22 protein-coding genes and 1 pseudogene are annotated in these 23,869 nt (G+C 60.1%); 17 read left to right on the forward strand and 6 right to left on the reverse strand.

The window, feature by feature from the left end; translation table 11 throughout:
- The first annotated feature begins 5 nt into the window (after positions 1-5).
- Positions 6-599, forward strand: coding sequence for a DNA-3-methyladenine glycosylase I (locus tag FXN63_RS11020; RefSeq protein WP_148814776.1), 594 nt, complete (start codon positions 6-8; stop codon positions 597-599).
- On the opposite strand, the gene FXN63_RS11025 is transcribed toward FXN63_RS11020, so the two are convergent.
- Positions 529-2,880 carry a sigma-54-dependent Fis family transcriptional regulator gene (locus FXN63_RS11025; RefSeq protein WP_222864035.1) on the reverse strand — a complete coding sequence of 784 codons (2,352 nt, stop codon included), beginning with the start codon at positions 2,878-2,880 and terminating at the stop codon, positions 529-531. The two genes, FXN63_RS11020 and FXN63_RS11025, sit on opposite strands and share 71 nt — an antisense overlap.
- A 490-nt stretch (positions 2,881-3,370) precedes the next feature.
- Between FXN63_RS11025 and adh the strand changes: the two genes are divergently transcribed.
- The 4 genes from adh to FXN63_RS11045 all read left to right on the forward strand — a co-directional run bounded on the left by adh (position 3,371) and on the right by FXN63_RS11045 (position 7,592).
- Positions 3,371-4,900: an aldehyde dehydrogenase gene (gene adh / locus FXN63_RS11030; RefSeq protein WP_148814780.1), complete on the forward strand. Its 1,530-nt coding sequence runs from the start codon at positions 3,371-3,373 to the stop codon at positions 4,898-4,900.
- 17 nt (positions 4,901-4,917) lie between these two features.
- Positions 4,918-5,298, forward strand: coding sequence for a DUF779 domain-containing protein (locus FXN63_RS11035; protein WP_148814782.1), 381 nt, complete (start codon positions 4,918-4,920; stop codon positions 5,296-5,298).
- Positions 5,299-5,672: 374 nt separating this feature from the next.
- Complete coding sequence (locus FXN63_RS11040) at positions 5,673-6,773, forward strand: NAD(P)/FAD-dependent oxidoreductase (RefSeq protein WP_148814784.1); 1,101 nt, start codon at positions 5,673-5,675, stop codon at positions 6,771-6,773.
- A 150-nt stretch (positions 6,774-6,923) separates the two neighbouring features.
- Positions 6,924-7,592, forward strand: a complete 669-nt coding sequence (locus tag FXN63_RS11045) for a haloacid dehalogenase type II (protein ID WP_148814786.1) — start codon at positions 6,924-6,926, stop codon at positions 7,590-7,592.
- 151 nt (positions 7,593-7,743) lie between these two features.
- Here FXN63_RS11045 and FXN63_RS11050 read toward each other — a convergent pair whose 3' ends face one another.
- On the reverse strand, positions 7,744-8,172 hold the full coding sequence (locus tag FXN63_RS11050) for a flagellar protein FlhE (protein WP_148814788.1): 429 nt from the start codon (positions 8,170-8,172) through the stop codon (positions 7,744-7,746).
- Positions 8,173-8,210: 38 nt separating this feature from the next.
- Positions 8,211-8,672 carry an SsrA-binding protein SmpB gene (smpB, locus tag FXN63_RS11055; protein ID WP_148814790.1) on the reverse strand — a complete coding sequence of 154 codons (462 nt, stop codon included), beginning with the start codon at positions 8,670-8,672 and terminating at the stop codon, positions 8,211-8,213.
- 54 nt (positions 8,673-8,726) lie between these two features.
- Here smpB and FXN63_RS11060 point away from each other — a divergent pair, with 54 nt between their 5' ends.
- The 5 genes from FXN63_RS11060 to FXN63_RS11080 all read left to right on the forward strand — a co-directional run bounded on the left by FXN63_RS11060 (position 8,727) and on the right by FXN63_RS11080 (position 14,063).
- Positions 8,727-9,161 carry a type II toxin-antitoxin system RatA family toxin gene (locus FXN63_RS11060; protein ID WP_148814792.1) on the forward strand — a complete coding sequence of 145 codons (435 nt, stop codon included), beginning with the start codon at positions 8,727-8,729 and terminating at the stop codon, positions 9,159-9,161.
- Positions 9,158-9,604 (forward strand): RnfH family protein, encoded by a 447-nt coding sequence (locus FXN63_RS11065; protein WP_148814794.1) that lies wholly within the window; start codon positions 9,158-9,160, stop codon positions 9,602-9,604. The genes FXN63_RS11060 and FXN63_RS11065 overlap by 4 nt, the downstream gene beginning before the upstream one ends.
- A gap of 54 nt (positions 9,605-9,658) precedes the next feature.
- Entirely contained in the window at positions 9,659-11,119 is a 1,461-nt protein-coding gene (guaB, locus tag FXN63_RS11070; RefSeq protein ID WP_148814796.1) for an IMP dehydrogenase, read from the forward strand.
- 68 nt (positions 11,120-11,187) lie between these two features.
- Positions 11,188-12,780, forward strand: a complete 1,593-nt coding sequence (gene guaA, locus FXN63_RS11075) for a glutamine-hydrolyzing GMP synthase (protein WP_148819199.1) — start codon at positions 11,188-11,190, stop codon at positions 12,778-12,780.
- Positions 12,781-13,424: 644 nt separating this feature from the next.
- A complete protein-coding gene (locus FXN63_RS11080) occupies positions 13,425-14,063 on the forward strand; it encodes a hypothetical protein (protein ID WP_148814798.1) in 639 nt (212 codons plus the stop codon).
- A 1,588-nt stretch (positions 14,064-15,651) separates the two neighbouring features.
- On the opposite strand, the gene FXN63_RS11090 is transcribed toward FXN63_RS11080, so the two are convergent.
- Together FXN63_RS11090 and FXN63_RS11095 are read right to left on the reverse strand one after the other, a co-directional pair.
- The gene (locus tag FXN63_RS11090; protein WP_148814800.1) at positions 15,652-15,873 is read right to left on the reverse strand and encodes a hypothetical protein; all 222 of its coding nucleotides are present in this window, start codon (positions 15,871-15,873) and stop codon (positions 15,652-15,654) included.
- Positions 15,874-15,890: 17 nt separating this feature from the next.
- Positions 15,891-16,034, reverse strand: a pseudogene (locus tag FXN63_RS11095) (nucleoside triphosphate pyrophosphohydrolase family protein); the annotation flags it as partial.
- A gap of 188 nt (positions 16,035-16,222) precedes the next feature.
- On the opposite strand from FXN63_RS11095, the gene FXN63_RS11100 reads away from it, so the two are divergent.
- The 4 genes from FXN63_RS11100 (at position 16,223) to FXN63_RS11115 (ending at position 20,328) form a co-directional block, all read left to right on the forward strand.
- Positions 16,223-16,615 (forward strand): HIT family protein, encoded by a 393-nt coding sequence (locus FXN63_RS11100; protein ID WP_148814802.1) that lies wholly within the window; start codon positions 16,223-16,225, stop codon positions 16,613-16,615.
- A gap of 2 nt (positions 16,616-16,617) precedes the next feature.
- Positions 16,618-17,679, forward strand: coding sequence for an HNH endonuclease (locus FXN63_RS11105; protein ID WP_148814804.1), 1,062 nt, complete (start codon positions 16,618-16,620; stop codon positions 17,677-17,679).
- A 57-nt stretch (positions 17,680-17,736) separates the two neighbouring features.
- On the forward strand, positions 17,737-18,201 hold the full coding sequence (locus FXN63_RS11110) for a hypothetical protein (RefSeq protein ID WP_148814806.1): 465 nt from the start codon (positions 17,737-17,739) through the stop codon (positions 18,199-18,201).
- A gap of 186 nt (positions 18,202-18,387) precedes the next feature.
- Positions 18,388-20,328, forward strand: coding sequence for a methyl-accepting chemotaxis protein (locus FXN63_RS11115; protein ID WP_148814808.1), 1,941 nt, complete (start codon positions 18,388-18,390; stop codon positions 20,326-20,328).
- 34 nt (positions 20,329-20,362) lie between these two features.
- On the opposite strand, the gene FXN63_RS11120 is transcribed toward FXN63_RS11115, so the two are convergent.
- Positions 20,363-21,256: a LysR family transcriptional regulator gene (locus FXN63_RS11120; RefSeq protein ID WP_148814810.1), complete on the reverse strand. Its 894-nt coding sequence runs from the start codon at positions 21,254-21,256 to the stop codon at positions 20,363-20,365.
- A gap of 119 nt (positions 21,257-21,375) precedes the next feature.
- On the opposite strand from FXN63_RS11120, the gene FXN63_RS11125 reads away from it, so the two are divergent.
- Genes FXN63_RS11125 through FXN63_RS11135 form a run of 3 tightly spaced genes read left to right on the forward strand, consistent with a single transcriptional unit; the run spans position 21,376 to position 23,860 of the window.
- Complete coding sequence (locus FXN63_RS11125) at positions 21,376-22,569, forward strand: CaiB/BaiF CoA transferase family protein (RefSeq protein ID WP_148814812.1); 1,194 nt, start codon at positions 21,376-21,378, stop codon at positions 22,567-22,569.
- Complete coding sequence (locus FXN63_RS11130; protein ID WP_148814814.1) at positions 22,566-23,072, forward strand: MaoC family dehydratase; 507 nt, start codon at positions 22,566-22,568, stop codon at positions 23,070-23,072. Before FXN63_RS11125 ends, FXN63_RS11130 begins: the two co-directional genes overlap by 4 nt.
- Complete coding sequence (locus FXN63_RS11135; protein WP_148814816.1) at positions 23,069-23,860, forward strand: class II aldolase/adducin family protein; 792 nt, start codon at positions 23,069-23,071, stop codon at positions 23,858-23,860. Before FXN63_RS11130 ends, FXN63_RS11135 begins: the two co-directional genes overlap by 4 nt.
- Positions 23,861-23,869 lie beyond the last annotated feature (9 nt).

The raw sequence follows: 23,869 nt of genomic DNA on the forward strand, positions 1-23,869 counted from the left end.
TCATCATGCATATCTCGCACATTCCGACCCGCTGTGCCTGGGTCGGTAACGATCCCTTGATGCAGTCCTATCACGACGAAGAGTGGGGCGTGCCGCTGCACGATTCCCGCATGCTTTGGGAAATGCTGATGCTGGAAGGTTTCCAAGCGGGGCTGTCGTGGATTGTGGTGCTGCGCAAGCGCGAGGCGTTTCGCAAGGCATTCGCAGGCTTCGATCCCGTCAAGGTGGCCAAGTTTGACGAGGCAGACATCGAACGTCTGATGGGCGACGCAGGCATTGTCCGTGCACGTGCAAAGATCGAAGCCACAATTCGTGGCGCACAGATCTATCTGGACATGCAGGCGCACGGCGAAAACTTCAGCGACTTCTGCTGGTCGTTCACCGACGGCAAAGTCATCACCACCGAAGGCGGGCCACGGCTGACCTTGTCGCCCGTGTCGGAAGCTGCGTCCAAAGAGATGAAACGCCGGGGCTTCAAGTTCGTCGGGCCAACCATCGTTTACGCGTGGATGCAGGGCGTGGGCATTATCAATGACCACTCGACGGATTGTTTTCGGCGCGCTGCGCCCGAAGTCGTCGGTAAAAGGTGCTGCGGCTAAGCCCCATGGCACGTGCGGCTGCGCTTGCGCCGCCGTGCTGGCGGATGAGGTCATCGCAGTCTGGTTCCCGGTCGTCAGACTGCGCGGCAGTTGACGTGGTCTGGTCCGAGCGCATTGCCCCGAGCGATTTTCCGCGTGTCGGCTTGGTTGTATTTGCGGCTGTTTGGCTGCCCGTTTCTTCGCCGATTTTCCCGCTTTCTTCCTCATAAACGAGCGGAGCCATCGCGCCACCGCGCATCTCGGCAAACAATGCCACCGGCAGGTCTTCGATATGGATCGTGCCACCGTCATCACACAAGGCCAGCAAGGTCGCCACCAGGTTGTCCAGCTGGCGCAGATTGCCCGGCCACGCGTAATGCAGGAAGGCTTGCCGTAGCGGCGGTGACAGCAGAATGTTTCGCTCATGGGCATGGTGCCGTCTTGCGACTGCGTCGATGATGTCGGCCAAGCCCGGCCGCTCGCGCAAGGGCGGCAGGGTCAAGGGATAGTGGTTGATCCGATAGAACAAGTCCTCCCGGAAGCTGCCCGCTGCCACCAGCGCAGGCAGGTCGCGGTGGGTTGCGCAGATCAGCCGGAAATTGGCCTGGCGCGGCCGCCCGCCGCCCAGGGGTTGGACCACGCGGTCTTGCAATACGCGCAGCAGTCGGGTCTGCATTGCAAGCGGCATGTCCCCAATCTCGTCCAGAAACAGAATGCCGCCGTCGGCTTCCACGAGCCGGCCCGGCATGCCCTTGCGGCGCGCGCCCGTGAACGCACCTTCTTCGTAGCCGAACAGTTCAGCTTCAATCAGGCTTTCCGGAATCGCAGCGCAGTTGATGGCCACAAAGGGACGTGCGGCCAAGGGGCCGTGGTCATGCAACCAATGCGCAAGCACGTCCTTGCCGGTCCCTGTTTCGCCGTGCAGCAGCACCGGTATGTCCGCAGCCAGCAACCGCTGCGCTGTGTCGAGCAGCCGCTGGCTCAGGCCGGGCAGGGGAGTGGGTGAGGTTGCTTGTGAGGACGGCAGAGCCGGGCTGATTGCAGTAGAGGAACGGGCTGCTTCATCGGCCGAGTGCGCGGTCGATGACGCTGGCTGAGCCGTTGTATCTTGCTGATCAAGACCACGTGCAGATGAAGAAGGGTTGTTCAGCCAATCCGAGCCGCCACCTGATCTTTGGTTTGATCCCTGCGGATCTGCTGTCTGTGCTTCAGATGTCCGTACTTCAGACGTCCGACCTGCCACCCCCCACGCGCCTGACCCACTTGTCGACGCGTGCTGACCGTAAGCCCCACGTTCAATCGCCGGCCGCAGCAACTGCGCATGCACTCGTGCCTCCGCCAATCGCTGCGGCGAACGCCCGCGTTGCAAGCTGTCCACCAAGCGTCCCAAGCCGTCTTGGCACCATTGCGCCAGGGCTTGCGCAGCCAACGGCGATTGCGCCTCCCTAAGCTGGCTGATCCCCAGAATCACCCCATCCCGGTCGACCGCCAGCAACTGCGCATCCGGCATGCCCAGCCGAGCCGGGTCAGCATGCAGCGCAATGATGTGCGCATTGGGCCAAGCTGCCAGAAACAGCTGCTGCTCGATAATGGCACTGGTCTCGCAGACCCGGTTCAGCAGGTCGTCGGGCGCGCGCTCGGGCGGGCCAGACACGTCGATCAAGCCGGCCAGACTGCCATCTGCGTAGTGGAAGGGCGCAGCCGAGCAAGACAAGCGATGGTGACGACGAATGAAGTGTTCGTTGCCGTGCACCCGCACCGCAGCGCCCGTGGCAATACCCGTCCCGATCGCATTGGTGCCACGCGCAACTTCGCTCCAGCAGGCACCCGGCCGCAACGCCAGGCGCTCGGCGTCGCGCAAAAAAGCCGCATTTCCCAAAGAGGCCAGGATCATCCCTTCGGCATCACACAGCACCGCCACCTGTCCGGCCGTTGCCACCTGCGCGTATAGCGATTGCAGCAGCGGGCGGGCACTGCGCAGCATGTCGCCGGCGGCTTCCTGCCTGATGCTCAGTTCGCCGTGCGTCAGCAGACTGGGATCAGGCCGCGTTTCGGTATCCAGACCAGCGCTTCGGCAGCGGTGCCACGATCCGACAATGGCATCGTGCATGAAGGTGCTTGCTGTGCGCGCGGTGTGTCGCAGGCCAGGGGCAGCGCGGGTGCTGGCGTGGGCGGCCGTGGACGGGCCTGCGGAATTGCCTGTGAATTTGCTTGCGGGCGCAGGTGTGGGCGTAAAGGCTGACGTGAGTGCGGGCGTGATCGCGGACGCGCTTGCAGACCTGCCGGGGGAGCGATGGGACATGGCTTCTCCTGCGATGGCCGGTGCTCGGGGCACCGATCTTGTTGTCGTGCCAACTGTGTCATCCGGTTCAGGTTGACCAGCTATCCATGGCATCAGTGGAACAGGTGTGACACAGCTTTCAGCGCGTGGGTCGAAGCGACCTGCTAAATGTCAGCAAGCCTGTCAGTGCTGGTCATGGATGGCAGCACCCTAACCGCGAGTCACGTGCCATAGCCCGTGCTTTGACACACCACGTGGCACACCTGACACAGCAACAGCGGTGGCTGACACACTTCAGCGAACGATCATCGGCTTTTTTGGCACGCCGATCAATCAGCCTGGACCCGCACATCTGCTGCGCTGCCGCAGGTTTTTCGCTGCTTTCCCATCACAGCAGCAATATCCCCTGATTGCACCGCAGCACAAGGCGACCCGGCATGGATTTCGCTCTATTGCTCTGCGTGGAATCACCCCGAATCGGACTTACCCCAGAACCGAACAGGAGCAGAGCATGGATAGCAAAACACAAGTCACGCCGGACAAATACGGCACACCCATCCATCTGAAAGCCCGCTACGACAACTTCATCAACGGTCGCTGGCAAGCGCCCGTGGAAGGCCGTTACTTCGACAAGGTCACGCCGGTGACCGGTGCTTTGCTTGCACAAGTGGCACGGTCCAGCGACAAGGACATTGAGCTTGCGCTGGATGCCGCCCACGCCGCCGCGCCCAAGTGGGGAGCCACCTCGGTGGCCGAGCGGTCTCGCATACTGAACCGCATTGCGGATGTGATCGAAGAAAACCTGGAACTGCTGGCCACGGTCGAAACCTGGGACAACGGCAAACCCATCCGCGAAACCCGTGCAGCCGACCTGCCGTTGGCCGTTGACCATTTCCGCTACTTTGCAGGCGTCATCCGCGCCCAGGAAGGCGGCATCTCGCAGATCGACAACGACACGGTGGCCTATCACTTCCAGGAACCGCTGGGCGTGGTCGGCCAGATCATCCCCTGGAACTTCCCGCTGCTGATGGCAACGTGGAAGATCGCGCCCGCGCTGGCGGCCGGCAACTGCATCGTGCTGAAGCCTGCGGAACAAACGCCCGTATCAATCCTGGTGCTGGCCGAACTGCTGGCCGACATCCTGCCTCCGGGTGTGCTGAACATCGTCAACGGCTTTGGCCTGGAAGCAGGCAAACCGCTGGCATCCAGCCGCCGTATTGCCAAGATCGCGTTCACCGGTGAAACCACCACCGGTCGCCTGATCATGCAGTACGCATCGCAGAACATCATCCCCGTCACGCTGGAACTGGGCGGCAAGTCGCCCAACATCTTCTTCGAAGACGTGGCCTCGAAAGATGATGCTTTCTTCGACAAGGCCATCGAAGGCTTCGTGATGTTCGCGCTGAACCAAGGCGAGGTCTGCACCTGCCCCAGCCGCGCACTGATTCAGGAATCCATCTATGACAAGTTCATGGAACGCGCCCTGAAACGCGTGGCCGCCATCAAGCAAGGCAACCCGCTCGATGCCGACACCATGATCGGTGCCCAGGCATCTACCGAGCAGCTGGAAAAGATCCTGTCCTATATGGATATCGGTCGCCAGGAAGGCGCAGAAGTGCTGGCGGGCGGCGCGCAGGCGAAGTTCGACGGCGATCTGGCCGGTGGCTACTACGTGCAGCCCACGGTCTTCAAGGGCCACAACAAGATGCGCGTGTTCCAGGAAGAAATCTTCGGCCCGGTGGTGTCGGTCACCACCTTCAAGAACGCCGAAGACGCCTTGGAACTGGCCAACGACACCTTGTACGGCCTGGGCGCAGGCGTGTGGTCGCGCGATGGCAATACGGCATATCGCATGGGCCGGGCGATCAAGGCAGGTCGGGTCTGGACCAACTGCTATCACGCCTATCCGGCGCACGCAGCCTTCGGTGGCTACAAGCAGTCCGGCATCGGCCGTGAAAATCACGCGATGATGCTGAACCACTATCAGCAGACCAAGAATCTGCTGGTCAGCTACGCCGAAAGCAAACTCGGGTTCTTCTAAAAGCAGGGGGCGACATCATGGCAGTCACTACCGCACGTGTCGTCGCCACCCCCGCCGCGCTGGTTTTCATCGAACAGTTGCGGGCCAAGCATGGCGACCTGATGTTCCACCAGTCGGGCGGCTGCTGCGACGGCAGCGCCCCCATGTGCTACCCGCTGGGGGAGTTCATGGTGGGCGGGTCCGACGTGTTGCTGGGCGAGATCGGCGGCACCCCGTTCTATATGGGAGCCGACCAGTTTGAGTACTGGGAACACACGCAACTGATCATCGATGTGGTGCCCGGGCGCGGCGGGGCGTTCTCGCTGGATAGTGCGGAAGGGCAGCGTTTTTTGACGCGGTCACGTCTTTACACTGATGAAGAATGGGCGGCAGTGACACCGGTGGCGCGGGCGGGGTGAAGGACAGATGAAGGTTCTATGTTGAAGGTGGCTTGAAGGACATCGTCTGAGCTGTTCCGTATTTCCGTGACTTCGCCATCAGTGCCAGACCACGCCCCAGCATCTGGATACCATTCAGGTGATGGGGCGTTTTTTCATCTGGATGCGTCCGTCGCCAACCCGGCACCTGGCTGGTGCCTGGACGTGATTTCAACGCCTGTCCGTGCACACTTTCCGCGCACCGATCCCGTCCCCACAGATGCAATCAATCAGGGCACGCAACGCGCGTCTTTTTGCTTGCGCACGGGGGCATCTTCGGCAGCATCTGCTACTGACCCCGGCTTAGACTAAAGCCTGAAGCAGCCTCGTTTGGCTGCACGCAGGAAACGTGAAGCATGAGTCGAGTAGTCATCATCGGTGCCGGTATCGTCGGCCTGTCCACCGCCCGCGCAGCAGTCAAGCGCGGGCACGAGGTGGTCTTGCTGGAAAAAGGCCCGATGCCCAATCCGCAAGGCGCGTCCTTCGACCTGCACCGGATGATCCGCGCCCACTATGGCGCAATGGAAGGTTATGCACGCATGATCGCCCCGGCCTTCGATGCCTGGGACCGCGTGTGGAACGACCTGGGCAAAGAACACTTCGAAAACACCGGTGCCGTGGCAATCTCGCTGTCCCCGGACGACTACGCCGATAAAACGCTTCAAACCTTCCGCAAGATCGGCCTGGATCATGAAGTGCATGATCGTGCCGGCATGGAAGCGCTGGCACCACATCTGGATTTGCCGGAAGGTGCCTGGGGCGTAACCGGTGGCCGTGGCGGCCCGCTGTTTGCCAGCGCCATCGTGACGGAACTCACTGACTGGGTACGCCGACACGGCGTCGACATGCGCGACAACACCGAAGTGAAAGCCATCGACCGTGCAGCCGGCATCGCCGTGCTGGCCGACGGCACCACGGTGCAAGGTGACCTATTGGTGATCGCAGCCGGTGCATGGGTGTCGAACCTGCTGCCCGAACTGGACGGCAACCCGGTGTATCGCCAGGCCCTGTGCTACGTCGAGCCGCCCGCCGACTACAAGGAAAGCTGGCGCAACGCGCCCGCCATCGTCGCTATTGGTGACCACGGCGGCTACACCTTGCCCGATCGCCGTGGTGCCGGCCTGAAGTTCGGCCACGGTGGCCATCGCCGCCTGCAACGCCCTGACATCACCGGTTTTGGGTCCGACCTGAAAGCCGAAAGTGACATTGTGCTGGGTGCCTTCCGCCCCTTCCTGAAGCAGCCCGACCACTACACGCCGCAGCGTATGCAGGTGGGCTACTACGTGCTCGACCCGTCGCGCCGTTTCAAGGTCGAGACCAACGGGAAGAGCGTGTTGGTGACCAACTGCGATGGGCAGATGTTCAAGTTCGGCCCCCTGATGGGCGAGCAGATCATGCGCGCCTTCCACGGCGAGCAAAGTGCAGCAGAACTGACGAATTGGGCTGCTGCCTATTGACCAAGCCCTGAACCAAACCTGATCAGAATTCCTGAGATGCATCGGCCAAACCACCCGTGCATCGCACCTTAACCGTCATTCCAATCCCCGCAAGCCGTCATCTTGCCGCCAGCCAGCGGTCGACGCGCACCGATCCCCAGGAGCGTTTTCATGTCGTTCAAGACCCCGAAATTCATCACCTTCGACTGCTACGGCACCCTGACCAACTTCGAGATGGGCCCGGCGGCGCGCAAGCAGTACGCCAACCTGGTGCCGGCCGACAAGATGGATGGTTTCGTTGAATCCTTCCGTGGTTTCCGCCTGGACGAAGTCCTGGGTGCCTGGAAGCCCTATTCGGAAGTGGTGCACAACTCGATCGAGCGCACCTGCAAAGTGTGGAACGTGAAGTTCGATGCCGCCGACGCCCGCGCCATCTACGAATCCGTGCCCACCTGGGGCCCGCACCCCGACGTGCCGGCTGGCCTGGCAAAGATCGCCCACGAAATCCCACTGGTCATTTTGAGCAACGCCGACAACAGCCAGATTCAAAGCAACGTCGACAAGCTGGGCGCGCCGTTCCACAAGGTGTTCACGGCAGAAATGGCCAATTCGTACAAGCCGCGTCGCCAGGGCTTCGAATACATGCTGGACCAACTGGGCTGCGGCCCGGAAGACATCATGCACTGCTCGTCCAGCTTCCGTTATGACCTGATGACCGCTTACGACATGGGCATCAAGAACAAGGCCTGGATCAACCGCGGCCACGAACCGGCATGCCCGTTCTACGAGTACCGCGAGATCAAAGATGCAGGCGGCTTGGCAGGGCTGGTTGGTCTGTAAGCCGTAGCCTGTGGATCGGCCGATTGTCTGCGTGTGAAATCATGCAGCGTTGGCCGATTCATGGTTGCCGGTGTGAACGGGCCTTGAATTGAACAAGGGTAGGGCGCGCACAGGTCGCGCCTGACTCACAATGCCCCTGGCAACAGCACGTTCAATACATGTAGTTCACGATCACCTGACTGCGCTCGCCGTAGATCGGCGTCATCCGGCCCGAGCCTTCCACGCGATACATCAGCAGAAATGCTCCATCGGCAGGGCGACCCGCAAACGCCTGCGTCATGGCCTTGCCGTAAGACGTGACCGGCACGCAGTCCTGCGCGGTTCGATAGCAGAGCTTCACTTCCAGCCCGCTTATTTGGCTTGATACGCCCCAACGCCACGACACCGTGGTGATCTTCCCATCACGCGGCGGTGATCCCACGGGCGGATGCACGGTGGTGTACCAAACCTTTCGGTTCGGCATGACAGGCCCTGCAGCCTCGGAGCTATAGCTGCCCGCAGCAGCGTGCACATTGCATGCAGCCAGCACCGAAGTGATTGCAAGCAGGGCAGCACCAATGCCGGGGATTGCCCCTTGCATGGATGTGTGCCCGGCTGTTCTTCTCGTACCCACGTCAATCAATCCGCGCGGCGACGCGTGTCGTGCTTCATGATGGCGTTCTTCTCGCGCTGCCAATCGCGTTCGCGCTCGGTGTCACGCTTGTCGTGCAGTTTCTTGCCCTTGCCCAAGCCGAAGTCCAGCTTGATGCGCGAGCCTTTGTAATGCAGATTCAACGGCACCAGCGTATAACCGCGCTGTTCGACCTTGCCGATCAGCTTGCTGATCTCATTGGCCTTCAGCAACAGCTTGCGCGTACGCGTGGCGTTGGGGTGAATGTGGGTAGATGCCGTTGGCAAGGGGCTGACGTGCGCGTTGATCAGGAACAGTTCGCCATCACGCACGATGACGTAGCCTTCCTTCAGTTGCACGTGGCCTGCACGGATCGCTTTCACTTCCCAGCCTTCCAGGACCAGACCGGCCTCGAAAGTCTCTTCAATGAAGTAATCGTGTCTCGCCTTCCGATTGTCGATGATGCTCATGCGGCGCGACCAGTAAAATAGATCATTCTATCAATACCACTGGGTTCTTTACGCATGCATACCGTCCAACGTTCGGTGCTGGTCCCGTACAGCGCTGCACAGATGTTCGACTTGGTCGCCAAGGTCGAAGACTATCCCGCCTTCATGCCTTGGTGCGGGGGAACGGAAGTGCACGCGCGCGACGAACACGGCCTGGATGCGTCGGTCACCATCGCCTTCGCCGGCCTGCGCCAGACCTTCCGCACGCGCAACACCCACGACTTCCCCAAATCCATCACCTTGAAGCTGGTCGATGGCCCGTTCTCTGCGCTCGATGGCCGCTGGGAATTCCAGCCGCTTTCTGAGGACGCCTGCAAAGTCCTGTTCACGCTGAACTACTCGTTCTCCAGCCGCCCGCTGGAAATGGTCATCGGCCCCGTGTTCAACCGCATCGCCACCGGTTTCATCGACGCCTTCACGCAGCGCGCCGACGTGGTCTACGGCGGATGACGGTCCAACCCGACGGCGGGGCAGCAGGGCGGCGCGCCACACGCGGTTCCATCTCACAATCCGGCTCGGTGTGGGTGTCGGCGCTGACCGATCCAGCCGTGCGCAACGTTGCCCAACCCGATGTCGATGCCCCGGCTTTGCTGGTGTCCCTTTGTTATGTGTGGCCGGAAGGTAGCTGGACGCAGTCTGTGCGTATGCCGCCCGGCGCGGTGGTGGCGCAGGCCGTGTGGCTTAGTGGTTTTCTGACCGAATTCCCCAACATCGACCTGTCCACGGGCGGCATCGGCATCTTCGGGCAGCTGTGCGGTCCCTATGAAGTGCTGGAAGATGGTGACCGGCTTGAGGTCTATCGCGCCCTGCATTTCGACCCGCAGGAATCGCGTTTTCGTCGCGTGCAGCACAAGTTAAAGCAACAACGCAGGGAAAAGTTCGGCCCTCGGTAGCTGAGGGGAAGCCCCAATGTGCGTATAATCTTGCTTTGGGCCAGGGGTTTACCGATGCGTCTCGTTCAACAAGCGCTCACCTTCGACGATGTGTTGTTGGTTCCCGCGTACTCTGACGTGTTGCCGCGCGACACCGATCTTCGTACGCGTCTTACTCGTAATATCACTCTTCAGATTCCGCTGCTGTCGGCAGCCATGGATACCGTAACCGAAGCACGCCTCGCCATTGCCATGGCGCAGGAAGGTGGCATCGGCATCATCCATAAGAATCTTTCCGCCGACGAACAAGCCCGCGAAGTCGCACGCGTCAAGCGTTACGAATCCGGCATCGTCGCCGATCCGATCACCGTCTCTCCCGCGATGAAAGTCCGCGATGTCATCGCGCTGCAACGTCAGCACGGCATCTCGGGCCTGCCCGTCGTGGAAGGCCGTCAGCTGGTCGGTATCGTCACCAACCGCGATCTGCGTTTCGAAGACCGTTTCGACGAGCCCGTGCGCCTGGTCATGACCCCGCGCGAACGGCTCATCACCGTGCGCGAAGGCGCGTCGCTGGACGAGGCCCAGGCACTGATGCACAAGCACCGCCTGGAGCGCGTGCTGGTCGTCAACGACACCTTCGAGCTGCGTGGCCTGATGACCGTCAAGGACATCAACAAGACCACCGAACACCCGAACGCATCCAAAGATGCCCAAGGCAAGCTGCGCGTCGGCGCTGCGGTCGGCGTTGGCGCAGGCACTGAAGAACGTGTCGAAAAGCTGGTTGCCGCAGGCGTGGACGTGCTGGTTGTCGACACCGCCCACGGCCACTCGGCAGGCGTGATCGAAGGCGTTCGCTGGGTCAAGAAACACTACCCGCAAGTCGAAGTCATCGGCGGCAACATCGCCACCGGCGCAGCCGCGCTGGCGCTGGTCGAAGCCGGTGCAGACGGCGTCAAGGTCGGTATCGGCCCGGGCTCCATCTGCACCACGCGTATCGTGGCCGGCGTAGGCGTGCCGCAAATCACCGCCATTGCCAACGTGGCCAAAGCCCTGCAAGGTTCGGGCGTGCCGATCATCGCCGACGGCGGTATCCGCTACTCGGGCGACGTCGCCAAGGCGCTGGCTGCTGGTGCCTACACCGTCATGATGGGCGGCATGTTCGCCGGTACCGAAGAAGCACCGGGCGAAGTCGTGCTGTACCAAGGCCGTTCGTACAAAGCCTACCGCGGCATGGGTAGCCTGGGTGCCATGACCGACGGTTCCGCCGATCGTTACTTCCAGGACCCGGCCAACAACGTCGACAAACTCGTGCCCGAAGGCATCGAAGGCCGTGTGCCCTACAAGGGCAGCGTGCTGGCCATCGTATACCAACTGGTCGGCGGCGTCCGTGCCTCGATGGGTTATTGCGGCTGCGCCACCATCGACGACATGCGCAACAAGGCAGAGTTCGTCCAGATCACCTCGGCAGGTATCCGCGAGTCGCACGTCCACGACGTGCAGATCACCAAAGAAGCCCCCAACTACCGGATGGAGTAAGTCGACCGGCAGTACGGGCGGCCCGGCGCGCAAGCGCCGGGCCGCTTGTGTTTTCGGCGCCCACACATATGCACGATAGAATCCTGATCCTCGACTTCGGTTCACAAGTCACCCAGCTCATCGCCCGCCGCGTGCGCGAAGCCTCGGTCTACTGCGAAGTCCACCCCTGCGACGTCACGGATGACTTCATCCGCGAAGAACAAACCAAAGGCCTGAAGGGCATCATCCTGTCCGGCAGCCACGCGTCTTCCTACGAAGACGGCTCCATGAAAGCCCCCCAAGCAGTGTTCGAAGCCGGCGTGCCCGTGCTCGGCATCTGCTACGGCATGCAAACCATGGCAGCCCAACTGGGCGGCAAAGTCACCTACAGCGACCACCGCGAATTCGGCTACGCCGAAGTGCGCGCCCACGGCCACACCAAACTGCTGGAAGGCATCGAAGACCACCGCACGCCGGAAGGTCATGGCATGCTCAAAGTCTGGATGAGCCACGGCGACCAGGTCACCTCGCTGCCCCCCGGCTTCAAGGTCATGGCATCGACCCCGTCGTGCCCCATCGCTGGCATTGCTGATGAAGAGCGCGGCTACTACGCCGTGCAATTCCACCCCGAAGTCACGCACACCGTGCAAGGCATGGCCATGCTCGCGCGCTTCGTGCACGAGATCTGCGGCTGCGGCACCGACTGGAACATGCCCGACTACGTCGAAGAAGCGATCGAAAAGATCCGTGCCCAAGTCGGTTCTGATGACGTCATCCTGGGCCTGTCCGGCGGCGTGGATTCATCCGTTGCAGCTGCACTGATCCACCGCGCCATCGGCGACCAACTGACCTGCGTCTTCGTTGATCACGGCCTACTGCGCCTGGACGAAGGCAAGCAAGTGATGCAGACGTTCGCTGAAAACATGGGTGTGAAAATCATCCACGTCGACGCAACCGAACAGTTCATGAGCAAGCTGCACGGCGTCACCGACCCCGAAGCCAAGCGCAAGATCATCGGTCGTGAGTTCGTCGAAGTGTTCCAGGACCAGGCATCGAAGCTGAAGAGCGCGAAGTGGCTGGCACAGGGCACCATCTATCCGGACGTGATCGAATCTGCAGGTGCGAAGACCGGCAAGGCCGTGACGATCAAGTCGCACCACAACGTGGGTGGCTTGCCGGATACCTTGAAGCTGTCGCTGCTGGAACCGCTGCGTGAGCTGTTCAAAGACGAAGTACGCAAGCTGGGCGTAGCACTTGGCCTGCCGCCGGCGATGGTGTATCGCCATCCGTTCCCTGGACCTGGTCTGGGTGTGCGGATTTTGGGCGAAGTGAAGAAAGAGTATGCCGACCTGCTGCGTCGTGCGGATGCGATCTTCATTGAAGAGCTGCGCAATACCGTTGATGCCGCGACTGGGAAGAGCTGGTATGACCTGACTTCGCAGGCGTTTGCGGTGTTCTTGCCGGTGAAGTCTGTGGGCGTTATGGGCGACGGGCGGACTTACGACTATGTTGTGGCGCTGCGGGCTGTTGAGACTTCGGACTTTATGACGGCTGGATGGGCGGAGTTGCCTTATTCGCTGTTGGGGAAGGTTTCGGGGCGGATTATCAACGAAGTTCGCGGGATCAATCGGGTGGTTTATGACGTGAGTTCTAAGCCGCCGGCTACGATTGAGTGGGAATGATTCGGGAAGGCGCAAAGACGCGCATTAACGAGTAAGAGACGAGACTAAAGCCCTGTTTTTGCAGGGCTTTTTTCTTGGCAGGGCGAAACGAGGCGCAACGACGCGCAGCGTTAGGCAGTTTCTTTTGCTGGTTTGTGCGTTGGTACCTTGCTTCGGCGGTACCAGCACAGCGCAGAAATACCAGCATCTGAAAAGCTGCGCGATGATGGTACCGAACCAGGCTAACCAATTGATTATTAAGGGAAAATTTCCCAAAAAACAGCGGTTGATAATGATGGTACGGACATGGATCAGGCACAATGCTCACAGAAACGAAGCTCAAGAATCTCAAGCCCGGTGCGCGAGCCCACGAGCGCCGCGCGCTGGGCGACTGTTGCCGCCTCCTTGTCGAACGTCGGCGGCGCCAAGTCTTTGGCGGCCGCACGCAGTTGCTGGCTGTTTATCACGTGCGGCTCTGGCGGCGAGCGCAAGCGCTCGCTTCGACGACGGTAGTCATCGGCAACTCCTTGGGGGATGAGTATGATTGGCCGGGTTTGCGGAAGGAGGCCCGCTGCCTAGTAAGCGAATGCAGCGAAGCTGCTACGCCGCCTGCATCACAAAGTGCGTCAGCAATTTAACCAAATTAGGTTGGAGTACGGACAGCGATGGAAAGACTGGGAGAGGGTGCCGTTAACACCTTCATGGCGTTTCTAAAAACGCCTGAGGACTTTAAAAGGTATTTTGATGCAGGCGGGATTGGTTCCGTAGAGGCCAGGATTGAGCGGCTATTTGGAACTCGGCTGAAAGCGCTTCAGCGGAAGGTAACCATCTTGCTCGAGTGTCCTGCCGATGACGGATTTACCTCGGATTTGTTGGTGGACTCTATTCTTGTCGACTGCCGCGCGCTTTTCTTGGAGCATCCAAATCAAAAGAAAAATGCGACGTTGCAAACGGTTTACCGCACACGAAGAATGGACGAAGCTGCTGCTAGCGTGGATTCATTGTTCGACACGGTCGTGTCGGACGATCAGTCAGTTCGGCAGGTTTTAAAGGCTTGGGTCGACAAACGGATCGTCCATATTGACTGGCTTTGGGAAGACGAAGAGGAGAAAATGCTTGCTAACGTGAAGGCTCTTCTTTTCGGTGACGGTACGGTTGGACTTTTGGAGGTGCTTGATCGGATTGTCGAAGAGTATGAATACGTGAAGCTAACTTTCGGCGAAAACTACCGCGCCCAGATCGACAGGGCCTTTGAATTATTCACCGGTGATCCAGACGATTCGCCGAGCGATATGAGTCGGTAGAGCGTGATTCTTTCAGAACGAAATATCGTCGGCCAGGTCGTCGAAGTTCGGTGCTGGGCAGAATGTCTGGCTCGGGCGGCTGTCGCCCAACGCCTGGCGCTGCGACGGCGGCCTTTGGCCGCGCTTTGTTCTTGATCCGCGTCATTACGGCCACCCAGCATCTGTATTTCGTTCGCCACGATATCGCTTCTCTTCATTGGCGATGGGTATGATTGCCGCGTCTACTTGGGAGTGGTAATGGACAATGCGTGGAAAGACTGGCGGTACTGGATGATGCTTGTCATCGGGGTCGTTGCCGGCTGGATCTGCTCGACATGGCCCAGTCCGAGCCGCTTGTTTCCCGACAAACCATGGGAGGCTGCCGCTGCATTGGCTGGTGTCTTAGGCTCGCTCGTCGCTCTCCACCTCGCTGGTAGAGAGCGACGTCAGCGAGAGATAGATAGGAAGCGGAGGTCTGCGATCGTTCGGGAAATCGTTGCTCCCGAAATTGACCTCATGTTGAGCCACGTGTCGAGATCGCTCACCAGGATCTATGTGACGCTTAGGCGCCTGCCCGAAAGTAAGGATGTGTCAGGGCTACTAAAGGGCCTAAGTGATTACGCTAGATGTATCGACCTTCCTGTATGCAGAGCAGAGAGATCTGAGTTTTCAATATTGCCGGAGGCAGAAGCGCTGGCGTTGGCAAGCTTGATTGGGCGGGTCGCCACATATCGGGAATTTCTCCAAGAATGCGCGAGCTCAGATGCTGATACCCTGCCTGCGCTGATTGAACTTTCGAGTCCCGGCCCAGATGATGCAGGCGCTGAGCTCTTGAGACTTGCAAATATGGTTGTGCCGGGGCGTTTCGGTCGAAGGCTCGGATTGGGTGCGATCGCGGGAGAGCTGAAGGCTTGCTTTAAACGACGAGAGGATCTCGTATTGCAGCGGCGTGTCGAGCACATCCCCTAGCACGGAATATCGTCGTACATGTCGGCGAAGTTCGGCGCGGGAGCAGGCTCAGGGCGTGCAGCCTGGCGTGGTGCAGAAGTGCGGGGCGCCGAACGCTGCTGCGGGGCCAGGCTTGCCGCTCCTGCTGCTGGCCACCACCAGAGAACTCCGGGCTGCTGACGCGGCCAACGAGCTCACGCATTGGCCTCCGCCGTTTTTGTCGTAGGTCTCGATGTGGACATCGTCGACGCTGACGCACAGCGCCGTGCCCTTCAGCATGTGATCTGCCAGCGCCTCGACGCGCGCGCTCCACAGCGAGGCCTTGGTAGGCCGGTTGCCGTCGCCGTCCCCCGGCCGTGGCGCAGCTCCGCATCGCGGCCAAGCCGTGAGAATCCGAACAGTTGGGGCATAAATTTTCCTGTGGTGAAGTGGGTGATCAGGCCGCGAGCGGCTTGGCGATCTGGTATGAGCGGGCAAACTCGGCGATGACTTCCGCGAAATACTCGCGGGCGTAGAGCACCTTCTGGAAGATCGCAACTTTCTTCGCTGCGTCGCGGGTGATCGACGGGGTCGTGAAGCGCAGCGCCTCGTGGATGTGCGAAACGACATGGAGCTGGAAGGGCTCGTAGCCGATCAGCTTCTCCAGGGTGTCGACGAGAGCTTAGTTCACCTCCCACTCGTCGGCGTCCCACAGGGCCATGTAGCCGCGCATCTGCCATTCGTACAGCTTGTCCTCGCAGTCCGCGATGGCGAATGTGGCGATCAACCACGACGACTTCAGGCCGTGGCCGCGGCGCCGGCTGGCGTCGAACGAGTCGCGCTCTCCGGTGATGAACCCGTTGTTGCGACGCTCGGTGTTTTTCTCGATGCCCAGGCCGCGCACCTGGTTCAGCAGCGCAAAAAGATCTCGGTGAGTTCGCCGACTTCACCCGAAAGGGCCATGACTAGGTTCTTCGGTGAGTGGAACTGCTGCCAATCACGCTCTTCCGCAAATAGCCTCAGCGCCTGCGCTGCGCCGTCGACGTTAATCAGGGTCTTTTCCATGTTCTGCCGATATCAGAGCGTACGGGGAAATACTCTAATCTGTGTGTACTATGGATCACACGGCTTAGTACAGCGCAGCCACGCGCAATGCCCTAGCAACCGCATGAAACCTCGCTGCTGCAGTTGCCCACTTGTGCAGAACTCAGCGACCATGCAGTGCGCTTTTTTAATCCTACCGATTTGCCCTCATGGTCAACAACGCTTGCCCGTTTTGTGCCTTACCCACGTCCAGAATTCTGGGGCAGAACGATCACGTGTTTTGGATGCGTGACGGCTTTCCAGTTTCTCCGGGTCACAGTCTGGTCATTCCGAAGTGTCATGTCGGCTCATTCTTCGAAATCGGCGAAGCGCAGCGGTCGGCATTGCTCGATCTCTTGGACGAAGCCAAGAAAGCGGCAGACCAAGAGTTCCGGCCTGACAGCTACAACATTGGCATCAACGATGGCACTGCTGCCGGCCAGACTGTCCCGCATCTGCATATCCACCTGATTCCCCGATTCGAAAAAGATCTTGCCGATCCACGAGGTGGAGTTCGCTGGGTGATCCCACACAAAGCTGACTATTGGACTGATCGGTCTTGAGCATGAGCGCACCGACGCCTTCGGCAGAAACCCAATTGGCGTTCCTCACGAAGATTCAACGTCTCTTTGCCGAAGGGGACTTCACCGCAACCTACAAGTTTGCGCTGTTGGTGACGCTCGCCGACTTGGCTGTGGAGTTGGGCGCTGACGATGGCGCGGCACTGCCACTGAGCAATCGCCAGATTGCCGAGCGATTCATTCAGCTGTACTGGCGGCATGCAGTGCCATATGGCACAAGTGGCAATGACACTGCGTCAGGTGTGCTAATTCAGAACGCTGGGACACAAGCCGCAGTGTTGACGGCAATCGCAAAGTTCAGGGCGGTTTCTCGCGCGAACACGGTGCAGCAGGCTCGGACCGAGCCTGCCTACCGTGCGTTGCTTAGCAAAGTGGCGACGGTTGTCTCCGCCCAGCCTCTGAACTATCTGCAGAACTTCGGCGGCATTACGGATCCGTTTCTGTATGAAAGAGCGGCACCTGGACATATTTTGCTTAAACCAGGTGTCGCCTACTGTTTAAGGCGTTTTTATCCCTTAGTGCAGCAGTTGTGTCGCGTCCATTGGGTTGATCACATCAAAGGCAATCGTCAAAATCACGAGATCCTGGGTGATGCTGGCGACTTGGAAGATTTCCTTTTCAGCATATCTCGGCAGTCTCTGACCATCATCGGTTCGGAGCTTCTAAAGCTTGATGGGCCGAAATGTTTTTATTGCGGTCTGAGTCTTCAAGACGCTGAGGTGGATCACTTCGTGCCATTCTCGCTCTATACCAGGGACGTTGCACATAACTTCGTTCTTGCCCACGCTACATGCAATCGAAGCAAATCCGACTCACTTGCTGGTAGTCAACATCTCGAAAAATGGCTGGAGCGACTAACCAGCTACTCAAGTCAATTGGACGAAATCGGATTCGCGGCGGGTGTGCCTACAAGTAGGGCTACCGCACATCGAGTCGCGGCCTGGGGGTACGGAAATGCCCAGTCGGTAGGGGCCCGCGCTTGGGTGAAGCCCTTGCACTATGAGCTTGTCGATGACCGTCACAGGGATCTTCTGGTTTCCCGATAGACAAGGTGGAGAGATACTTACTATCGCCAAACTGAGATGAAGCTCGTGCGAGAGATAATGATTCCGATTTCGATAGCGACACATTTAATTGCAAGGCGGAGTAACTTACTCCGTCTCGCATGCATACTGCCAATCGCATTCTGCGTTCACGCCCAGCCAGCGAACATCGACTCAGCGCGTTTCGATAACGCCCAACCAGCCCTTGAACGCTTTATCGCAAAAGTAGAACCCCGTCCCTCTGGCGATCAGAATTTCTGCGTCGTCACCTATCCAAGTAGCGATGGGTACGCCTGGGTGCACTGGCTGCAAGGAAACAAGTTGATTTATTGGCTTGGGGCAGCAGGCGAGCCACCGGACGACACGCTTGTGTTTTCCACTCGCAAGCTGGACCTGACAAAAGATGTCGTCGAATATGACAGGGATATTTCTGGTAGCACTTATCTCGTCAGCCGAAAATGGGTACGCGACCGTCTTGCTGATTGCCAAGCTCGCGGTAAGCGCTACGTCATTCGCGGTTTCTGAGGCTTGATCGGCGGAATGCCCATCCAACCGCCGGGTGTTTCCCCTGCCTGTCATCGAATCCAGGACAATTAGATGCGCGACGATAAAGTTCGCGCGCCCAATGTCGATATCACTGCTGTAGTGACCCGCTTCGAGCAAATTTGCGCCGGGTTCACTCATCTAACCCATTGGGCAGTGCTAAATAAGATGAAAATAAAGAACAAACTCGTCCTTGCCTTCGTATTCGCCGCATTCATTCCCGTCACTCTGATCGCGGTGATCTCAGTCCTCAACACCCGGGCTGAAGCGTTCGAAGAGTTCATGGACGGCAGCACCCGCGAAATTCGCCAGATCGATGGCAACATCCGGCAGTTCTTCGACGGCACCCAGCAAAACGTCGATCAAATGGCTACCGACCCCGTCTACACGTCCGTCGCCAGCCTGAAAGACTACACAGGTGCCGATGCCGCCAGCCAGCCCCTACCCGAGTCAGCTAAGCAGGTCATCGACGCGTTTGCGCGCTATGGTCAGACGCATCCGGCAGCGGCGATTCTGTCCATTGGTCTGGAAGACGGCACCTACGCGAAATGGCCGGATGATCCGCAGCTGTCGAAGTACGATCCGCGCGTGCGCCCCTGGTACAAGGCCGCCATGGCCAGCCCTGGTAGAGCGGTAAGAACGGCGGCCTATTACTACGATAAGGATGCGGTAGCGCTGGTCGGTAGCGCCCGCGCCATGCTTGACGCAGCAGGTAAGCCCAAGGGCGTGTTTGTTGTCAGCGTGTCGCTGAAGAACCTTACCGAATTGGTCAAGAGCATCAAGCTCGGCGCAAGTGGCTATGTGATGTTGATTGAAGACGGCATCGTGCTGGTCGATCCGCGTAATCCGGGGCACAACTTCAAGCAGCTCAAGGATCTGGGCGAGCCTTATGCCAAGTTGGCTGCTACGACGCAGGGTGCCACCGAGGTGGAAATCAATGGCGCCCGGTACATGGCCAACGTGTGGACATCGCCGGGTCTGGGCTGGCGTTACGTGGGCTTGATCGAGCACAACGAAGTCATGGCCGACGCCACGCGCATGACTTATCTGACGGTCGCTATCGTGGTGGTGCTGGTCCTGCTCTTTGCAATGCTGGCAGCGGCCTTCGCCAGGGTCATCGTCAAGCCTATCGGTCAGGTCAGCACCGGTTTGCAGTCGATTGCGGCAGGTGAGGGCGACTTGCGCCGGGATCTTGATGTGCAGGGCAAAGACGAAACGGCGGAACTGGCAGGCTGGTTCAACAAGTTTCTTGCTGCCATACGCCAGTTGATCCAGAGCATCAGCGCGGCGTCGACCAACTTGCAGGAAGCGTCACACGTCAACAGTGAAGTGGCCAACAACATGAACCAGGCGGCTGGCCGCCAGCGCGAGGCGGTGGAATCGGTGTCTACCGCCTTCAATGAAATGGTCACCACGGCGAATGAAGTGGCGCGAGCCTGTAGCGCTGCGGCCAACTCCGCGGATAGTGGACATCATCTTGTCAGCGAAGGCAAGCAGCAGATGGACATGACCACCGACCACGTCAATCGTCTGGGTCGTCGACTGACTGAGTCTTCGCAGGCCATGCTGGAGCTGGAAGAGGGCAGTCGCAGTATCAACCAGATTCTGGGCACCATACGGGCCATTGCCTCGCAGACCAACCTGCTGGCACTGAACGCCGCGATCGAAGCGGCGCGGGCCGGGGAGCAAGGCCGAGGGTTTGCTGTGGTGGCGGATGAAGTCCGTGCGCTGGCGCAGCGTGCGTCGGATGCCACGGGGGAAATCGACCAGGTGCTTGGTGCGCTCAGCAGCAAGACCCAGGAAGTGTCGAAGAAGATGGAAAGCTGCATGGATTTGTCGCGTGCCAGTGTGTCTTCGATTGAAAGTGCACGCGAGAGCTTTGAAGGCATCCAGCAGTCAGTGGATGAAATCAGGGATCAGAACCTGCGGATATCGACCGCCGCCGAAGAGCAGCACAGCGTGGCGGAAGAAATCAACCGGCATATCCGGCAGATCTTGCACGAGGCGCAACTGGTCGAAGGCCTCGCCAGTGCGGCGCAGGAAGACTCGGGTCGGCTTTCACATCTGTCGAATGATCTGAACGGGCTGGTCGGGCGCTTCAAGTCGTAAGCGGCACGGTAAGGAATGATCTGTGCAACGCAGATCATTCCTGCTTCAACTTCAGCGCACATTCTCGAAAGCGCTGCGCCGCTGCATTGTGGCCGGCCAGGCGCGACGCGACGGCCAGTGATATCCCGGCCGATGCTGGCAGGCCATCGATCGGCCGGAACACCACGTCACGTGCCGCCAGACGCGCGCTTACCGATGGGACCAGCGCCACGCCCATGCCGCTCTGAACCAGGCTGATCACGGTCTGCACCTGGGTCGCTTCCTGCGACACGCGGGGGGACAGTCCTGCCTGCTGGAACGCCAGCATCACCATGGCATGAAGACCCGGCACGCGGGTCGAGGCATAGTCGATGAATGGCTCGCTGGCGAGCATCGCGAGCGTCAAGCGCTTCTTCTTTGCCAGCGCATGGCTAGCGGGCAGCACCGCGCAGAACACATCGCGTTCGACTACCTCGAAGCGCAGTGCGCTTGCTGAACCGGTCGGGTACCGCACCAAACCGATGTCGAGTTCACCGCTCTCTAGCTGTGCGAGCAATTCGAGGTTGGCCGATTCGCGCAGCACCAGCTCTACGTCTGGGTAACGCTGACGGAACAAGGGCAGCAGCCGCGGCATCAGCGCATAGGTGGCAGACCCCACGAATCCGACCCGCAAAAGGCCGCGCTCGCCGCCCGCCGCGGCCCGGGCAGCATCACGCAACGCATTGGCAGCGAGCAGGCATTGGTGCGCCAAGCCAAGCGCAGCGACGCCAGCGGGCGTCAGTGCGACGCCGCGCGGCTGCCGTTCGAAAAGCTGGGCACCGACCTCTTCCTCCAGCTTGCGGATGGCTACAGAAAGCGGTGGTTGCGCCATGTGCAACCGCTCGGCGGCACGCCGGAAGTTGAGCGTCTCGGCCACGGCGATGAATTGTTGCAGCTGACGAAGCTCCACGAGTGACTTACCTTTTATGTATCGCAAATGACATGAACGGTATTGGACGCGTTAAGCCTCCATTTCTACCATTCATGCATTCCCGAACAACGAGGCGGCGCAATACTCCGCTACTTACGATGACAACTGGATCGAACCTGCCCCTTGAGGGGGTGCGTGTGCTCGACCTGAGTACCGTCGTGCTTGGCCCCTACGCGAGCCAGAATCTGGCCGAGTACGGTGCCGACGTAATCAAGATCGAGCCGCCCGAAGGTGACTCCACACGCCGCACCGGCCCCAGTACCGAGCCCGGCATGGGTGCCATTTTTCTGGGCGTGAATCGCGGCAAGCGCAGCGTGGTGCTCGACCTCAAGCAGGCCGATGCGCGCGCCGCGCTCTTCAGACTGGTTGATACTGCCGACGTGCTGATGCACAGCATCCGTCCGCAAAAACTCGCTGCCATCGGCCTCGACCCGGACACCTTGCTGGCGCGCAATCCGCGCCTGGTCTACGTCGGTCTTCACGGTTTCGCCGAAGACGGCCCGTACGGCGGCATGCCAGCCTACGACGACATCATTCAGGGCCTGTCAGGCTGCGCGGCGCTGATGGAGCGGCAGTCGGGCGCACCGCAGTACTTTCCGACGATCGCGGCCGACAAGACCTCTGGCTTGGTCGCCACACACGCCATCCTGGCTGCGCTCTTCCGACGCGAGCGCACCGGCAAGGGTGGCTACGTCGAAGTCCCGATGTTTGAATCGATGGCCTCGTTCAATCTGGTCGAACATCTATACGGCCATCACTTTTCGCCGCCGCTTGCCGACACCGGCTATCCGCGCCTGTTCGCCCAGCATCGCCGGCCGTATCGCACGGCCGACGGTTACCTGTGTGCCATGCCCTACACCGATGCGCACTGGCAGCGATTTTTCATCGAAGGCGGCATGCCCGACGCAGCGGCCGATGCGCGCTTCGCCAACATCACCGAGCGCACGAAGCACATCGACGCGCTCTACACGCTGGCCGCGCAGGTGATCGAAACGCGTAGCACCGAGGCGTGGCTCGACGTTTTTGCGCGTCTTGAAATCCCGGCCTCGCGCATGAACCGGCTGGAAGTCCTGATGGACGACCCGCACCTGAAGGCGACCGGCTTCTTCAAGACCATCGATGACGCCAGGATGGGCCGCCTTCAGTTCCCCGGTTCGCCCGTGCGCATCGACCGTCGTCAACTGCCCGTTGGCATGGCACCGCGCCTGGGCGAGCACACGCACCAGGTGTTGACCGACGCCGGCATTGCACCGCTCGGCACCGCACCAACATCGCAAGGAGCGCCGATATGACTGCACCGCAATCTTCCTACCCATTGCTGGGCCACGGCTTCTTCTGGCAAGACCTGAAAGTTGGCCAGAAATTACAGACCTTCAACCGCACCGTGACCGAGACCGATCTGGTCAATTTCATTTCGTGCACCGGCATGCTGGAAGTCATCTTCATTGACGCGGAAGGCGCGGCGAGCGCGATTGGCGGACGCCCGGTGCCTGCAGCGCTGACCTACTCGCTGATCGAAGGTTTTATTTTGCAGACCATGATCCAGGGCACAGGCATGGCGATGCTTGAGTGCACACAGAAGGTGCTGGGCCCGGTGCGGGTGAATGACACGATTCATGCGGTGGTCGAGGTCGCTGGTGTTAAGCCGACCTCAAAAGGCAACCGGGCCATCGTCGACTCCAACGTTGACGTATTCAACCAGCGCGGCGAGCCCGTGTTGCGCTACACGGCCCGCCGCATGCTCGCAGGCCGCCCCGACGCGTCTCGGACAGACAGCAAGGACTCTGGACAATGAACACCACCGTGCAATCTCGCGCCGCTTCTGTCCGCGATCGCGTGAGCGACGCCGAATGGAAAGTCCGCACCGACCTGGCCGCCTGCTATCGGCTGGTGGCGAAGTACGGCATGAGCGATCTCATCTACAACCACATCACGGCCAAGGTGCCGGGCGATGCCGCACATTTTTTGATCAACCCCTTCGGCTTGCTGTACACCGAAATCACGGCCTCGTGCTTTTATACGCTCGACCTCGACGGCAACATTGTCGACAAGCCCGAGGGCGAGTTCGGCGAGTTTCCGGTGAACCGCGCCGGCTTCATGATTCACAGCGCCGTGCACGGGGCGCGCAGCGATTTGACGTGTGTGATGCATACTCACACGCGCGCCGGCATGGCGGTGTCGGCGATGAAAGACGGCCTGCTGCCGATTACGCAGACCGCAATGCGCTTTTACGGAAGAGTTGGCTTCCACGACTACGAGCAGCCGACAGTCGACATGGGCGAGCGCGACCGCATTGCGCGTGATCTCGGCCCACACAGCACGCTCATCCTGCGCAACCACGGCCTGGTGGCGTGTGGCCCGTCGGTGCAGGACGCATGGAACCTCATGTACTGGCTTGAGACCGCCTGCAAGGTGCAGGTCGACGTGCTGTCCAGCGGTGCCGAGATCAGCATGCCCAGCCACGAGCTTGCGGCCACGATGGCCACGCGTTATGGCCCCGACGGAAAGATCAATTTCGCGCCGATGGAGTGGCCGGCCTTGCTGCGGCAGCTCGATCGCGAAGAACCGTCGTACAAGACTTGAATGAAGACC

The organism is Pigmentiphaga aceris (assembly GCF_008119665.1).
GTDB classification, from domain to species: domain Bacteria; phylum Pseudomonadota; class Gammaproteobacteria; order Burkholderiales; family Burkholderiaceae_B; genus Pigmentiphaga; species Pigmentiphaga aceris.